At 44.2% G+C, this 16535-nt stretch carries 13 protein-coding genes; 4 read left to right on the top strand and 9 right to left on the bottom strand.

Annotation, left to right across the window (positions count from 1 at the left end; translation table 11 throughout):
• Positions 1–2 precede the first annotated feature (2 nt).
• Together GTW09_RS14560 and GTW09_RS14555 are read right to left on the bottom strand one after the other, a co-directional pair.
• Complete coding sequence (locus GTW09_RS14560; protein ID WP_163112484.1) at positions 3–644, bottom strand: methylamine utilization protein; 642 nt, start codon at positions 642–644, stop codon at positions 3–5.
• Between the two features lie 172 nt (positions 645–816).
• The gene (locus GTW09_RS14555) at positions 817–1032 is read right to left on the bottom strand and encodes a VF530 family protein (protein WP_071980633.1); all 216 of its coding nucleotides are present in this window, start codon (positions 1030–1032) and stop codon (positions 817–819) included.
• A gap of 170 nt (positions 1033–1202) precedes the next feature.
• On the opposite strand from GTW09_RS14555, the gene GTW09_RS14550 reads away from it, so the two are divergent.
• Positions 1203–2075, top strand: a complete 873-nt coding sequence (locus GTW09_RS14550) for a class II glutamine amidotransferase (protein ID WP_163112483.1) — start codon at positions 1203–1205, stop codon at positions 2073–2075.
• A gap of 73 nt (positions 2076–2148) precedes the next feature.
• On the opposite strand, the gene GTW09_RS14545 is transcribed toward GTW09_RS14550, so the two are convergent.
• Complete coding sequence (locus GTW09_RS14545) at positions 2149–3066, bottom strand: LysR family transcriptional regulator (protein ID WP_163112482.1); 918 nt, start codon at positions 3064–3066, stop codon at positions 2149–2151.
• Positions 3067–3233: 167 nt separating this feature from the next.
• On the opposite strand from GTW09_RS14545, the gene GTW09_RS14540 reads away from it, so the two are divergent.
• Positions 3234–3740 (top strand): lactoylglutathione lyase family protein, encoded by a 507-nt coding sequence (locus tag GTW09_RS14540; protein WP_071981356.1) that lies wholly within the window; start codon positions 3234–3236, stop codon positions 3738–3740.
• 107 nt (positions 3741–3847) lie between these two features.
• Here the strand turns inward: GTW09_RS14540 and GTW09_RS14535 are convergent, their stop codons facing one another.
• The 4 genes from GTW09_RS14535 to GTW09_RS14520 all read right to left on the bottom strand — a co-directional run bounded on the left by GTW09_RS14535 (position 3848) and on the right by GTW09_RS14520 (position 8565).
• Positions 3848–4489 carry an MBL fold metallo-hydrolase gene (locus tag GTW09_RS14535; RefSeq protein WP_163112481.1) on the bottom strand — a complete coding sequence of 214 codons (642 nt, stop codon included), beginning with the start codon at positions 4487–4489 and terminating at the stop codon, positions 3848–3850.
• 107 nt (positions 4490–4596) lie between these two features.
• Positions 4597–5883 carry an APC family permease gene (locus tag GTW09_RS14530; protein ID WP_163112480.1) on the bottom strand — a complete coding sequence of 429 codons (1287 nt, stop codon included), beginning with the start codon at positions 5881–5883 and terminating at the stop codon, positions 4597–4599.
• Complete coding sequence (locus GTW09_RS14525) at positions 5876–7531, bottom strand: amidohydrolase (RefSeq protein WP_203565777.1); 1656 nt, start codon at positions 7529–7531, stop codon at positions 5876–5878. The genes GTW09_RS14530 and GTW09_RS14525 overlap by 8 nt, the downstream gene beginning before the upstream one ends.
• 17 nt (positions 7532–7548) lie before the next feature.
• Positions 7549–8565 carry a serine/threonine dehydratase gene (locus GTW09_RS14520; protein WP_163112478.1) on the bottom strand — a complete coding sequence of 339 codons (1017 nt, stop codon included), beginning with the start codon at positions 8563–8565 and terminating at the stop codon, positions 7549–7551.
• A 176-nt stretch (positions 8566–8741) separates the two neighbouring features.
• Between GTW09_RS14520 and GTW09_RS14515 the strand changes: the two genes are divergently transcribed.
• The gene (locus tag GTW09_RS14515; protein WP_163112477.1) at positions 8742–11750 is read left to right on the top strand and encodes a putative bifunctional diguanylate cyclase/phosphodiesterase; all 3009 of its coding nucleotides are present in this window, start codon (positions 8742–8744) and stop codon (positions 11748–11750) included.
• 13 nt (positions 11751–11763) lie between these two features.
• Entirely contained in the window at positions 11764–12138 is a 375-nt protein-coding gene (locus GTW09_RS14510) for a PH domain-containing protein (RefSeq protein ID WP_071980626.1), read from the top strand.
• Between the two features lie 62 nt (positions 12139–12200).
• On the opposite strand, the gene GTW09_RS14505 is transcribed toward GTW09_RS14510, so the two are convergent.
• Both GTW09_RS14505 and GTW09_RS14500 read right to left on the bottom strand, forming a co-directional pair.
• Complete coding sequence (locus GTW09_RS14505; RefSeq protein WP_163112476.1) at positions 12201–14066, bottom strand: S8 family serine peptidase; 1866 nt, start codon at positions 14064–14066, stop codon at positions 12201–12203.
• A gap of 204 nt (positions 14067–14270) precedes the next feature.
• Positions 14271–16493 carry a S9 family peptidase gene (locus GTW09_RS14500; RefSeq protein ID WP_163112475.1) on the bottom strand — a complete coding sequence of 741 codons (2223 nt, stop codon included), beginning with the start codon at positions 16491–16493 and terminating at the stop codon, positions 14271–14273.
• Positions 16494–16535: the final 42 nt, after the last annotated feature.

Genomic DNA, 16535 nt, shown 5'->3' with positions numbered 1-16535 from the left:
CCTCAACCCCCAAAACGGCTTGAACCAAAGGTTCGTTTGCTAGGTGGCGGTGCCTGACTGACGAGTTCAACGTTTGCTGTTGCTGTACCACCTTTCTCAGTCAGCATGACATTGACTTTTAAGCTACCATCGATAGATAGGTCTTTATGCCATATTGCAACGCGTTCAGGCACGGCTTCGTCAAACGTGGCTTCCCCTTCGGCATTGGTTACGCGAGTTACCTCACCGTCTGAAACATAGATATGACCCACCATGTTATCGTGGATATTACATCCTAATATTCCAATGCCGGGCTTATCGAAGAGAATAGGGGCAACGTTTGAACCTTTATAGAGCTTTATCTCGAAAGGTTTTGTAGGGGAAAAGCTGTAAACATGATGACGAATGTCATCACTGTTTGGAAATTTAACCTTCTGACCTTTTTGTATGGCAATAACGCTGGGTAGAAACTGTTTGTTTACTTGGTCCATAACAGCAATGTCGTCGGTGTCGGCAGTTGGTGAGGAGCTTTTGGAGTAGAAGGCCACGACAGCATTGTTTACTGGGTTGTTCTCTTGATCTACAACTTTAACGGTATGAACAGCCGCCTCGCAATACATAACAAAGATTGCAAATATCATAAAACAAAAAACTTGTTTAACCATGGCTTATTTCCCTGTTATGGAATCCGTTTTTCGAACATACAGTTTTAAGCGTATATTAAAAATAAGACGTTGGCACCAAAAGCATGGATATAAATACTTTTAGCAAAAGAAAAAGGCTCAATATCGAAAGTGAATTTGCTTAAATAATTTTGGTAGCTAAGCACTAATAAGCCTAAGAAAATGTCTGTATATAAAGCTGCTCTACTTTGTCTCTCGCCCATTGAGTTTTGCGTAAGAATTTTAACGACGACTTAATCGATGGGTCGTTTTGAAAGCAATTTATTCGAATTCTGTAATACAACCCTTCCCATCCGTAACGCTCGTACAGTTGCGTAACAATTTTCTCAAGTGTAAGCCCATGGAGTGGGTTATTCGGTTGTTCTGTCATATTGAAACCAAGGTTTAAGCTTTTAAAAGATTAATTCATTAGAATAATAGCATAGCCGTTAACAAGACTAAAAAGGGACACGCTTTGAATATTCATTGCATTATTGATTCATACTGCGTGCTTGCGTATTCTCGCTTGATGATAACCAAGGAATAGAAGGGCAGAAAGCAGTGTGTGAACTTTTGGGCATGAGTGCAAATACACCAACCGACCTATGTTTTAGCTTTACAGGGCTTACCCGCCGCGGCGGTGAAACCGGGCCGCACAAAGACGGGTGGGGCGTAGCTTTTTACGAAGGAAAAGGCGTGCGCATGTTTCACGATCCTGAGCCCAGCGCAACATCGCCCATAGCAGACTTTGTGGCGACATTACCCATAAAAAGTAAAACCGCGATTTGCCATATTCGTCAAGCGAATGTGGGCAATATTACCCTTGCCAACACACATCCCTTCGCTCGAGAACTCTGGGGCGAGTATTGGGTGTTTGCTCATAATGGTCAGCTACCTAATTTCTCCGCACAAAAGGGAATGTATGAGCCAGTAGGTGATACCGATAGTGAAGACATGTTTTGTGACATGATGAACCATGTGCGTCAGCATTTATCACGAGACACATCACCAATTCAACTTACCGATACACTGGTTTCTCTTGCTAAGGGCTATGCGCAACAAGGCGTATTTAATTGCTTATTGGGTAACGGAGACTGGTTATTTACTTTTTGCAGCACCAAACTTGCAAGCATTACCCGCAGAGCGCCCTTTGGTCCTGCCTGCCTGAAAGATGTAGAAGTAGAGATAGATTTTGCAGCCGAAACCACCCCTAAAGACGTTGTGAGTATTATTGCTACAGAGCCTTTAACAAATGATGAGCAATGGGACATATATGAAAGAGGCGAGTGGAAGTTGTGGCAAGACGGTGAAGTTATTGCGAAAGGTAAAGTAGATGTCCCCGAGCATAAAAAAGAAACCGAAATGCTGTCACCAGACCCTGAGATTGAAAGAGCAAATACAAAGAAATCGGACGACACGGCAAGCACACAATAAAGGCGACTCGCAACTTTGCTATGGCGGAGGCTTGTAGGCCTAATAAAAGTGTTACTTAAAAGCAGTGAAAACGCTATTTAAGAACCTCGCTAATAGTATCTTTAACCACATTGTACCTAGCGGGCAGCATACTGTGGGGCGTTTGAATGCAATACAGAGGTTCGGTTACCTTGTTTTTGGGTTTGTAAACAGTCAGCCTATCTGCAACATCAACAAAGTCTAGCGTGCTGCTAGGTAATACAGTAAACCCAAGCCCTTGGCTAACGGGGATAAGAATTTGAGAAAGTTGATTGATATAACCAGACTGTTTTAATGTAGTCGGGTTGATGGTTGCTAAGTCATCTTCACCGCTATCTTTTATATATCGCTGTAAATAGTGCACAGCATCTGGATGATTAATCAGGCCCAGCGCGTTCAGCGTATCAACAATGTTGGTATTCTTTTGTGAGTAGGCAAACAAGCTACTGTGTTTCACAAACTCTCTTGGCAATATAAGCCCAAGGGACTCCTCGCCTAAATAGGTACTCGATACCTCATCAACGTTCGGTGTATTTGTAATAATACCAAGCTCGAAGATGCCATTAATAATTCCCGATAAAATGGTTCGTCTGGGGGCAACTTCTACATGTATCTCTAGTTTTGGGTGCTTTAGCTGTTGGGCTAAAAGTGCGGGGTAGATGCGTTGGGCGATAGCACCAGAACAGGCCACAACGCACTTCCCTTCATAAGGTTCGTCAAATTTTAAGCTGGCTATAAAGTTTTGCTCTTGGTGCTGTTGTGATTTCGCATATTCAAATACTCTTCTTCCTTGTTCTGTTAATTGAATACCTTTACCAAGGCGAACTACTAATTGACATTCACATGCTTCCTCGAGCTTTTTTATATGCTGGCTCACTCCCGGCTGTGTCATAAACCGCTGCTCTGCTGTACGAGTAAAGTGACCTGTCTCAGCCAGCGTAATAAACGTATCGAGCCAGATTGGGTTTAGCATTTTCATAAATTCATATTATAAGATTGAGAAAGAATGATAATTTCAAATTCTAGCGTTGTCTAGTTACGATGTGTTCACGCTGACTTGAGCCAGATAGAAGAGGTTCCAAGTTTTCCTTTAAGACTTACACTACGCAGCAATGCGTTAAGGAAGTACTCGTGAACGACATGACTAAAACACCGTATCCACGCACGTTCTCTCATATTGGGCTATCAGTACCCGACTTAGATGCCGCAGTTAAGTTTTATACAGAGGTACTTGGCTGGTATTTGATCATGAAGCCAACAGAAATCCTCGAGGACGATTCGGCTATTGGTGAAATGTGTACTGATGTGTTTGGTGCTGGTTGGGAGAAATTTCGCATAGCTCATTTATCGACAGGCGACCGAGTAGGCGTTGAGATATTTGAGTTTAAAGACCAACAAAATCCTGAAGATAACTTTGAATACTGGAAAACGGGTATTTTCCATTTTTGTGTTCAAGATCCAGATGTTGAAGGCCTTGCAGATAAAATTGTAGCGGCAGGGGGCAAAAAACGCATGAAAGCTCCGCGTTATTACTATCCTGGCGAAAAGCCTTATCGCATGATTTATATGGAAGACCCGTTTGGCAATATCCTAGAAATTTACAGTCATAGCTATGAGTTGCATTATGCCAGCGGGGCATACGAGTAAAAAAATGTGCCAGTGGGGCATACGAGTAAAAATATGTGCCAGCGGGGCATACGAGTAAAAATATATGGGCGGGCCATGTTTGCGCATGGCCTGGCTATATAAAATGCTTATCCCCACTGTCCTGATACGTAGGGATTGGTCGCTTTTTCTGTTCCTACTGTGGTAGTAGGTCCGTGGCCCGGATAAATCATCATATCCTCTGGAAGCGAGAGAATTTTTCGCTTAATCGAGTCGATAAGCTGCTGCTGATTTCCTTGCGGAAAATCGGTACGACCAATAGAGCCTGCAAAGATAATATCGCCCACTATTATTCTATTGCTACTGCGCTCTACTAGCGCCACATGACCCGGTGTATGCCCTGGACAATGCAATACCTCTAGCGTAAGCGTGCCAACAGATATAGTGTCGTTATCGTTTAACCACTGGGTAGGCTCGAAAGGCGAGGCTGGTGGAAATCCAAACATCTGACTCTGTTGCATTAACCCATCTAGCCAAAACTTATCGCCTTTATGTGGACCAATAATTGAAACATTAAAATGCGAAGCAATAGCAGTTGTGCCACCAACGTGATCAAGATGGCCGTGAGTTAGTATTATTTTTTCTATCTCAACGTGATTATCTTTGGCAGCTTTAATCAGTTGCTCCACATTACCACCAGGGTCGACAAAGGCGCCCTTCATTGAGCTTGGATCCCAAATAAGTGAACAATTTTGGGAAAATGGGGTGACGGGTATAACGACAATCTTCACTCTATTTCTCTTCTTTATTTACATTGTTTTTCATGCGGTTTGTGCCGGTGGTTTATCCACTCAGCATTTGTCTGGCTCTTTATTTAGTTTTTTGTTCAGCTTATTATTCAGTCATTCGCGGTCTTGCTGCAAATCCAATACAAAATGGCACCAACGGCTAATTCGCCCATTAAAAACAGCCACGCATTCATCGATGACTGACTGATAGACCAGATGCATACAATCAGTGCAATAAAGGGGATAAACCGCTTAATAATATTAGGGGAGTAGGTGCGCTGATGCTGCGCCTTTATGAGAACAATTACACACACCGCGTACACCACAAGCCTTGCTAATACGCTTGAAATAGCCAGCCATACAAAACTTCCACTCAGTGCCATTAGACCAGCGAATACACCCAGCACTAATACCGAAATATAGGGAGTGGCAAATTCACCGTGTACCTTGCCTAGCCAGTTTTTACCCAAGTTCTTCGGAATGAGAGATTGACGGGCCATCGAGTACGTTAGGCGAGATGTTGATATCATATTCGCCAGTAAGTTACCGGCTACAGACACAACAGCTGTCAATGTCATAACAAGGGCGCCTGTTTTGCCAAAAATAATGTTGGCTAACGCAATAAGGGGCGCACTGTCTGGTGTTTCTGCGCCAACAGTGTGCCAATAAAGCCACTGCACACAAAAGTAAAACAGAGCGATGCCTGACACTGTGAGCATAAGTGCTCTGGGAATTGTTTTCTTTGGCGAGTTAGTTTCACCACTGGTTACCACGACAGTTTCAAAGCCGATAAAGGCATACAGCGTAATTAGAGCACCTGCTGAAATAGTATCTAATGCAGGAGCTGTTACCGCTGTAGCTGTAGAGAAATCAAGCTGCCAATAGCCCACACCAATAAGGGCGATAAAAGGTAACAGTTTTAAAACAGAAATTGTGTCGAGAGAGCGCATAGCCGCTTTCAAGCCCACAATATTGACAAATATCAATAAACTTGTGAGTGCAATAATTGCCAGCGACTTACCCATACCGGTATTAATTTCTGGCCATAAATATCCAGCATATAGCAGCAACACATGCATATTGGCTGCTATCGCGGTAGCTCTGGCAAGATAGTAAACAAAGCCGGTTTGAAAGGCCGCAGCATCACCAAACCCTTTTCTTGCGTAAATAACAGGACCGCCCGTTTCCTGATAAAAAATGGCAAGTTGACCAAAACACCACACGATAGTGAGCATTAAGGCACCAAAAATCAGGAAAATATAGGGGCTGAACGCCCCTAGCTCCGCTGCCATTTTGGCCGGTAGGGCAAAAATGCCTGCGCCGATCAAGCCATTGAGCACAAGCAAAGCGGCACCTATGCCGCCTATTCCTTTTGTAAGCAGGCTGTTTTTAGTCATTGGTTAGCGAAAACACTTGCTCGCCGGCTACATAGGTTGAAAGTACTTTAGTCTTCCAAATATGTTTCGGATCAATGGTAAAAATATCTTGGTCTACCAAGATAAAGTCTGCCCATTTACCCTCAGTGAGTGTGCCTAATGTATCTTCCATATGGCCGGCATAAGCGGCATCAAGGGTAAAGCCTTTAAATGCCTGCTCTATAGAAAGTGCCTCATGGGCATACCAGCCTTTAACCGGCTGATTGTCTCTGTCTTGACGCGTCACTGCTGCATGCAGTCCGTAAAACGGATTAGCGAGCTCTACTGGGAAATCTGACCCAAGTGGCAGCGCGATGCCAGAATTTAGTAACGTTTTCCATGCATATGCCCCTTTCATTCGATCTTTACCAATACGATCTTCTGCCATGTTTTTATCACTTGTGGCGTGGGTTGGCTGCATGGAAGGCAATACTTTTAAATCAGAAAAGCGAGCTAAATCATCAGGTGCAATAACTTGCGCGTGCTCAATGCGATTGCGCAACTCGCTGCCACCAATACGCTTAAATGTGCTTTCAAATTCATTCAGTGCGACATGGTTAGCTTTGTCACCAATCGCGTGATAGTTCAGCTGGAAGCCAGCTCCAATGACTGTGGTAAAAAGGTTTGTCATATCTTCTGGTTGAGTAAGCAATAACCCATGTTGATGCGGCGCATCTGAATAGGGGGCTAGAAGCGCAGCACCACGACTACCAAGAGCGCCATCGCCATAAGCCTTTACCGAGCGGATGTACAAATAGTCGTCTTTATCTCTGATAGTACCGTTACCTAAGATAGTACTTAATTCAGGGTCGGTAGCACTTACCATGGCATAAATGCGAATGGCGAGTTCGCTTTCTACAGATTCTTTTAAATAAAAATCGTATACGTCGCGGCTTATACCAGCGTCGTGCATGGAGGTAATGCCGTTAGCTAATAAATGCTCTGAGGCTGCATCAAGCTGCTGCTGATACACAGCATTACTGGCCGAAGGAAGATGTTTTTCTATTAGCATAGAGGCGTTATCAATAAATACCCCAGTAGGATTACCCTCAGCATCTTTTATAATTTCGCCACCCACTGGAGATTGGGTGTCTTTCGTAATACCTGCAATTTCCATGGCTTTACTGTTTACCCAAGCAGCGTGCCCGTCGACGCGAGTTAACACGACGGGGCGGTCTGATACAACGCTGTCTAAATCCTTTGCCGTAGGAAATGCACGGTCGCTCCACAACTCCTGATTCCAGCCGCGGCCGGTTATCCACTGCTGAGTAGTATTGGCAAACGCATAATCAGCAACCATTTTAGCAGCGTTAGCCGCACTGGTGCTTTCTCTCAAGTTCACCTCTAACAGGTTTGCCCCGAGGCCAAGAAGGTGACCATGGGCGTCGATAAGCCCTGGAAGCATCACTTTGCCGCCACCATCTATGGTGCTTTCAATGTCGTAATTTTTCGGCTGCACATCCAGTGCCACGACTTTTCCTTCGTCCATCACTAAATTGCTGAACTGAATAAGGTTGCCCTTATCATTCAGGGTGTAGCCTTTGACATTACTTACCAAAGTGGCCGCATTGGCATAATTCAGCGCAATACACGATGCGGCGAGTGTAAGGCCGCTCAGGAGCTTTTTCATTGCAATTGTCTTCATCATTATTCTTCTATACTGTCGTCAAAATTTATTATTGGAGGTTGTAGTAAAAAATCTCGTTCCCAAATAGCCGCCATGGACGCCTGACTAATATTGCCCCCTGAAAGCATCACTAATGCCGTTTTTCCAGGAGGGGTATTGGCTGCCCATGATGCTACGGCTGCCATTGTCATGGCGCAGGTGGGCTCAATATGTAACTTCAATAAATGGTGTAGCCATTGAGTCCAATAGGCTATTTGAAGCTCATCAACTTCGTAAAAATCGTCGAGTTGCTGCAATAACTCAAAAGTAATATCGCCAACCGACGGTGTTGCTGCACCATCGGCTAATGTATTCGGCGTATGCTCAAGGGCAACAACTTCTCCTGCTTGAAGGGACAAAGATGCATCGTTAGCCGCTGCCGGCTCAGCGCCAATGACCAGCGCATTTGGTTGAAGTGCTCGTGTGGCTAATAATGTGCCGGCTAAAAGGCCACCACCACCACAGGGCGCAAAAACCGCGTCTACGTCGCCAGCATCTTCTAGTGCCTCTAACGCTGCTGTGCCTTGCCCGGCAACAATATCTCCATGGTTAAAAGGTGGGACCCATACAGTATCTGCAGCATTCGCAGCTTCTTTTACCGCAGCATCAGCTTCAGGTCGTGTAGCGAAAAGTTTTAGCTCGGCACCGTAACTTTTGGTGGCAGCTGCTTTAATAGGGGATATGTTTTCACTGGCGAAAATAGTGGCGGTAATACCAAAGTGTGCCGCGGCATAGGCAACCGCTTGTGCATGATTGCCAGAACTATTTGCTACAACGTGAGCCGGAAGCCGGTTTTGCTCTTTTAAAGTCGCCAAAAAATTCATCGCGCCACGAATTTTAAAGGCGCCGATAGTTTGTAAGCATTCGGCTTTAAATAAAATTCGATGGCCCATCCATGAATTCAACAGTGATGATTCAACAATAGGTGTGCGTTTTATATTATTTTTTATGCGTTCGTGAGCGTGTTTTACACTTTCAAAGTTGACCCGTGATGTCATACAGAGTGTCTCTTGCATCTTTTTACTTTAACTTATCACTTACCGCTAACAATACCAATCTGCATACACCTATCCATAAGATAAGCTGCCTGTTTTGCGGGAGCGAATGAGGGTAGTTCATATTAATTTAATATTTGAACGCTACTATTTAGCGCTAATTATTTTGAGATGACGCTATGTTTAAACAAATGAATCATCGGGTATATGCATTGCCATTGATGTTATTCATTTTTCTTGCGGTGTTATTCGTATCTGCCGGTGTTTATATAAAAAAGGAAGAAAAAAGCGCAAGGATATCAAAAGCGCAGTCGGTGGCTGAGCAAGTCATGATCAGCCTAGAAGTCTTTTCTACAGAGCGTATTCAAGCCGTAACTAATTTGATGCGCACGTGGCCCTCTTTTGAACCAAACAAAAAAGACTGGTTCAATGCCCAATCTATGTCATTAATGGGGATGCAGCGAGGATTCAGTTCTCTCGTGTATATTAATGCTGACCGGCGAATTGAATGGGTAGCTACGCCACCATATGCCGCTAAAACACGTATTTCAAATGCCCTCATTGGTAAGCCCATGGCAGCGGTAGGCATGACTATCGATGCTGTAACAGAGACATTCACCAGTACGCTAACGTTTTCAGAATTAACTCAACACCATTATATTTTGATTGGGCGTAGCATTAGCCCGCAAGAGCCAGAGCACGGCCACATAGTGGCAGGGTTTGATGTACAAACTATCTTAGGCGTGATGCTAGGTGAGCTGGTAGGCCCTCAATTTAACTTCGAGCTTACTGCACAAGAAGAAGTTCTTTTTCAGAGCGGAGAGTTTGTTAGCGACGGTACGCAGATAACGCTTCCCGAATTTCAGTTTCTAGAGCGGCCGATTTCTTTATCGATGCAGTCGCAGCTTAGCCCATATAACCCTGGCATGCTCGTTATTGCAGTGGGCTTACTTATGTCTGTCTTGGTAAGTTACATTTTTCATAAGCAGCTTAAAGGCGCCGTGCGACTGTCAGATAGTCAGCAGCGTTACGTGACAGCAAGTGAAGCTTCTTTAGATGCGCTATTAATCTATCAGCCTAATGAGGACGATTATGTTTTAGTTGAGTCGAACTCGCACAGTGCGTTTATTTTCAGGGGGGTTATCGAAAAGCTTAAAGCAATGACGTTAGCACAACAGGCGCAGTTTTTAGCGCTTGGCGATATTTTAACGAAAGTAGCCCATGTCGCAAAAACCGGCACTCCCTATGAAGCTTACGTAGCCGTTGAAAATAAAGAAGTAACACCAGACTGGCTGAAAGTGCAGGTGGTAAAGGCAGGGGATAATATCGCTATTACAGTGAGAGATGTTTCTGAACGCTTTAAAGCACAGCAGGATTTAGCTCACAGCGAAGAACGATACAGACGACTGGTTGATGGTATGCGTCGACACTTTGTATACACCAAAAAGACCAACCATAGGTTTGCCTATGTTAGCGCTGGAGTTGAGCAGCTGCTTGGGTATGAGCCTGATGACTTTTGCAACAACGAACCAAAGTTCGTGCGTCAAATTCCTGATGAAACTTTAGAAATACGTCGCTTGATTGCACATGGGCAAAAGCCTTCACCTTATTTGGTAAGGTACGCCAATCATCAGGGGCGAGAGTGTATTATCGAGTTTTCAGACACCCCCATACTCGATGAGAACAAGCGCATTATCGCCATAGAAGGGATAGCACGAGATGTTACCGAAGAGCTCGCGCTGCAGGAAAAGGTAACGTTTCAAGCCAATCATGACCAGTTAACTGGCTTGCTCAATCGTTATGCCTTTGATGCAACGCTTCGAAACATTTTAAAAGAAATACGCGTTGTCGATAATCTCGATACTGGACCTTTGAAAAATGAAATTAGCTTAGTCAAAGAAAGCACTGGGCAAATACAACCAACAATACAACCTCAAACAAGCCCCCAAACAGGCAACACAAGCAAAGAAAGCGTGATGTGCTTTATCGACATGGACCGCTTTAAGCTTGTTAATGACAGCTGCGGGCACCCTGCCGGCGACAAACTGCTGAGAGAAGTTGCGGGGATTTTTGAAAACCACGTTCGATCCTACGATCTATTAGCGAGAATAGGTGGCGATGAGTTTTGTATTATTTTCAAGAATCAGTGTATAGACGACGTTAAAAAGCGACTAGATAACTTACTTGAGAGCATATCGAACTACCGTTTCTTCTACGACGATAAAATGTTTTTTATCGGCGCAAGTATTGGTGTAATCGAAATTAATGCCAACACAAAAAACGCAGAGTCGCTGATAAAAGCAGCAGATAACGCCTGTTACAAAGCAAAACAGCTAGGTCGAAATCGGTATGTTATTCATAGTGATAGCGACAACCAAAATGCTATTGACGACAACGAGAACAGTCTTCTCCAAACTCTACACAGGGCCCTACAGCACGATGGTTTTGAGTTGTTTAGTCAGGCAATTATGCCGCTTTGTCATAAAAATGCCTCGAAAACCACGCACCTACAGCATTACGAAATTTTACTGCGCCTTCGTAATGAAGCGGGTAGTTTGGTGAGCCCAGGGCTATTCATTCCCTTGGCCGAACGTCACGGGTTGATGAGCAAGGTAGATATGTGGGTGGTGAAAAATACAATTCGCATTTTAGAAGCTCACCCCTCTCATTTAGATAACGTTGGGAAAGTGGCGATAAACCTTTCGGGAATAACCTTAGGTGATGACGTTGCGCTGCAAAAAATAGCGCAACTCATTCAAAGCACTACAGTGCCCGCTGAAAAGATCTGTTTCGAAATAACAGAAACCACTGCCGTAACCAATCTCAATGCGGCGCGAGATTTCATTTCAACACTAAGAGACCTCGGTTGTAGCTTTGCACTAGATGACTTTGGTGCAGGTATGTCGTCGTTTACGTATTTGAAAAATCTCGACGTAGACTATGTGAAAATTGACGGCTCGTTTGTGCGAAACATTGTTTACGATCCTATCGACCGTGCTACAGTAACTGCTATAAACAACATTGCGCATAGCATGGGTAAGAAAACCGTTGCTGAGTTTGTAGTTGATGAGGCGACCACGGATGTTCTTAGAGAGCTTCAGGTAGACTTTGGACAAGGTTTCGCGCTTGATAAGCCCAAGCCCTTAGCGCATAGAGTTCAATGGCGAGTTAAACTCGCCTCAGCCTAAAAGGAATAAGAGTATGGGTTTGTTCGACACCATTATGGGAAATGCTAGTGAAACTAGTGCTGAAGACGTACAAGAAGAGTTATCTCCTATCCTAGCAGACAACGAAACGGTTACATCGGCATTTAAGCTTGTAAGAGATTTGAGTGTGTTTACAAATAAGCGTTTAATTTTAATCGACAAGCAAGGGCTTACGGGGCGAAAAGTGAATTATCACTCTATTCCGTATAAGTCTATTACTCAGTTTATTGTTGAAACAGCAGGGCATTTTGACACAGATGCAGAACTCAAAATTTGGCTATCTGGAAAATCTGACGCCATCGAAATAGAACTAAGCGCTTCATCTGCCCAAGCGGTACAGAAGAACTTAGCCTCGCAAATGTTCTCATAAAAAAAGAGCGGGCTTTTAGTAAAGCCCGCTCATGATTATCGCTTGCTGTATTTTGTTACTGGTTAAAATACAACGCTGATGGTAGCAGAACAGGTAGTGGTACCCGCTTCACAAACCTGATAGTTATAGTTTGCTCCACCTTTGGCGTTGATTGCATCGGTATAAGCACCATCGTTTGATGTTGTAGTGATAAGTGAGTTATCACGATAAATGTCAACACTGTCCGATGTTGCCGCACTCCAACTTAAATCGACGCGCTGTGTTCCTTTTACCTTGTAGCCTGAAGCACTCAGCGTTAAATCGCCGCCTCCGGTATCACCACCTCCTGTATCACCGCCACCGGTATCACCACCTCCAGTATCGCCCCCAGCACAACCGTTCTGTGTTAGGTAGTTATTCATGTCAGCTGCTTGCACAATACCATAACCGAAGAAGTCGTCTTTTCCTGCTGCACCAGAGTCTAGTGCCGTTGCCTTAAGTGCGCTGCGGATTTCTTCGCCAGAGCAAGTCGGGTGGTTAGACCATACTAACGCTGCAACACCAGCAACAGCAGGTGTTGCCATAGAAGTACCACTCATATACCCATAGTCACTTGCACCAATAGATATACTGATAGTGCTAGCAGCTAACAATGCAGCGCGGTCTTCTTGCGCGGCGCCTACCGCAGGAATTGTAGTGTTATTGGTATCGCCTAGAGTGCCATAAAGCATGCCGGGCTCGTTGTTGATAAGTACTGCGCCAATACCACCAGACAATTCACAATTATTGACTTTATCGTAGAATGAGATTGTGCCACGGTCTATTACGCACACTTTACCCGCCGCATTGTTGTCTATGGCATCTCCAATACCTAAGAAGTAAGTATTGCCCGCCGCGCTGCCGGTATTTTCCATTGCTGATGAAGCGAAGCCTTGACCGTCAGCGCTAAGCCCTGACATTGATGCCCCTCCAGCAGGGTATGTTGAAAGTGTGTCTACTCCACCCGCCGTTACTTCCACGCAAATGGTTTCATCAGTGGTAACACGTTTGCCACGACCACTAGAACAGGAAGGATACTGTGAGAACGATGCAATATTGTTGTCAGCATCATTTGCACCAATCATCATTACTGACGAATAGCCAGCAGGGTAAGATCTTACGCTATTACCGTCATTTCCTGCCGCAGCAACCACTAAGCCGCCGTTTGCCACAAAGTCTTTGAATGCATTCTCTTCAGTAGAGTTTGCGCCACCACCGCCAAGACTCATGTTGATAATATTTGCGCCAGCCTGCGAGCAAAGTTGCGCGGCTTGAGCAAGGTCGGAAGAGTATCCCCATCCTGCTGCATTGAAGACTTTTATGATGTGCATATCTACACCTGGTGCCATACCAACAACACCAAAGCCATTATCAGCGGCACCAATAGTACCTGCTACGTGTGTACCATGAGGGCCGCCATTTTCAAACCAGTTACCTGTGCCAACATCATTGTCGCCAGTAATTGCAGACCAATTAAAATCAGCATTAGATGAGTCTAAACCCGAATCGATCACGCATACTTTCATGCCAGCGTTGCTGTTGAACATGACTTGATCTGCTTGGGATTGGTAAACTGCGTATGGTGTAAGCTGAGTTTGCGTTGCATCACCTGCGTCATCGTTATACAGCGCCATGGGGGCGCGCTTCTGATCCACTTCAACTAGCCTAACATGAGGATTATTGAGTAAACCTTTTACATCACTTAATGTCTTCCCTTTGAACGTTGCAGCAATAAACCCATCGGCATCAACGTTTATCTCAGCACCAGACTGTTTCGCCAATGCTTTCACAATTCCTTTCGAGGCATTATCCACTTGAATGATATATCTGTTGTCGTCAGCGACAGCGCCATAACTTGCAAGCGCCAAACCTGCTGCGACTAATGAGGGGATAAATTTATTATTTTTCATAGGTACCACTCTATTTCACTTGTTGTTGGAACCCACTTTTTTTGTTGTTTTTAACAGTGGGCGAGTTTTCAACTCGTCTTTCAACGTACACCATGAAAAAAAATTAACAAACTTTTTTATCAGTTTTATTATTAATTTTAATAATCAAAAAAAAGGGCATACCGATAAATTACCGTTATGCCCTTGTATATTAAAAAGTTATTTTTACTTTAGCGTTCGTTCAAAAAAGTTTGTTATGGTTTTGTATAAGTGAATGCCGGTTTGCTTACCTCTAAGGCCATGCTTTTTACCTGGGTAATCCATAGTTTCAAAAGGAATAGCTAAGTCCTGCAGGTGCTTGTACAACATGGTTGAATGGGTGAACAGCACGTTGTCATCTGCCATTCCATGATAAATTAACAAGTCACCCTTTAGGTCTTTCGCATAAGGGAACACAGAGGAAGCAGTATACGCATCATTTTCTGTGTTTGGATTACCCATGTAACGCTCGGTATAATGGGTATCATATAAGCGCCAGTCGGTCACTGGAGCCCCAGAAACGCCGGCACTGAAATAGTCACCAGCTTTAAACATTGTCATAAGTGTCATATAGCCACCGTAACTGTGACCATGAATACCAATTTTGTCTGCGTCAACGAACGGCAGGGTTCGCAAATATTCAACGCCCGCGACTTGATCATCAACTTCTATAGAGCCCATTTTTTTGTAAATTGGATCTTCAAAAGCTTTACCTCGGTAATTAGAGCCGCGGTTGTCTAGCGTAAACACAACAAAGCCTTGGTCAACCCAGTGCTGCATAAGTAAACCGCGATTTCCCGCCCACTTATTTGTTACAACTTGAGCATGTGGACCGCCATATAAGTAAACAATAACAGGGTGTTTCTTATCTGGGTTCTCAACCGCGCTTTCTGGCTTGTAAATACGATACTTCAGCGTTGCTCCGTCTTTGGTTTTGATATCGCCAAATTCAGGTTTGGCCCAACTGTCCATATAGGTATAAAGCGGGTGTCCTTTTTCTACTTTGTTTTCTTCAAGCCAAGTAATACGTTTGCCTGAAGCATCGTTTAAACTGACTTGGAAAGGAGAGTTAACAGTAGAGAAACGGTCGATAAAGATAGAGGCATCGCTGCTGAAGGTTGCGTCATGATAGGCGCCTAATTCAGTAATACGAGTAATAGTGGCTGCGCTGTCTTCGCTATCAAGCGGTACAACATAAATATGACTTTCTAACGGAGTATCTTTTCTACCAGAGAAATAGAGGCGATTGTTGACGGTGTCTATCGCTTCTATACTGTCAACTACCCATTCACCTTGTGTGAGTTGTTTAATCAGCTTACCGCTGTTATCGAATAAGTACAGATGCTTAAAGCCGTCTCTTTCAGAAGCCCATACAAATTGACCTTTGTCTTTTAAAAAGAAAAGGTCATCGTGCAAATTAACCCACGTATTGCTGCGTTCGGTTAATAATACGTTTTGCGATTTTGTCTTTGTATTGAAAGCACGCAGTTCAAGGGTTTGCTGGTTGCGGGTTTGCCATTGATAGGTAAATGTGGTGCTGTCTGGCATCCATTGGCCTCGGGCGAGATAAACATCTTTGTTCTCGCCCATATCAACCCAAGTGCGCTCATTCGTATTTAGAGACTGAATAGCTAGTTCTACTATTGCATTAGGTGTACCCGCCTTGGGGTATTTTTGTTCAATGAGTTTAATATCATCAGCATAAATTTCCGAGCGCGTAATTACTTCTACAGGTGTTTCATCCACCTTCGTGAATGCAATTTTGCTCTCGTCGGGAGCCCACCAATAACCTGTCATTCTGCTCATTTCTTCTTGAGCCACAAACTCTGCCATACCGAATTTGATATTTCCGCCACCTTCTTTAGTGATGGCCATTTCTTTACCTGAGGCGATATGTTTTACGAAAAGATTTTGGTCGCGAATGTAAGAAATGTAATTGCCCTTTGGAGAGAGTTTAATATCTGTTTCAAAGGCATCGGTGTCGAGGAGTTGTTTAGCGCCTTTTTCACCCAGTTTGTGGTAATAAACATCGCCGCCCATAGGGAACAGTAACGCCGTGCCATCATCGGACCACTCGTAACTGACAATGCCGCTGCCTTTTAAGCGCATGCGTTCACGGCGAGCTTTCTCTTCATCGGAAAGCACTTCTTCACCGCTTTGTAGGTCGTTAGAGTTAAACAACATACGTGTTTCGCCGCTGTCAATGTGATACTCCCACAGGTCGAGGCGTTCGTAGTCTGTCTGTTTACCTTTCAAAAACGTAACGCGTGCACCGTCGGGTGATACTTTGAGGGTGCGTGGCGCGCTGCCGTCTAATGAAGGAGATGAGAAAATTCGCTCAATAGTGAGCGTTTCAGCGTGTAAAGCAGTAGAGAGCATAGCGGCTCCAATTAAAAGGGCTTTTTTCATTTTTATCTGCATATTTTACTGTCGAAGGTTAGATTGTAGAGA

This window comes from Alteromonas hispanica (assembly GCF_010500915.1).
In the GTDB taxonomy this organism is placed as follows: domain Bacteria; phylum Pseudomonadota; class Gammaproteobacteria; order Enterobacterales; family Alteromonadaceae; genus Alteromonas; species Alteromonas hispanica.
Note: the sequence above shows the minus strand (reverse complement) of the source record. Positions and strands in the feature narration are given on the sequence as shown.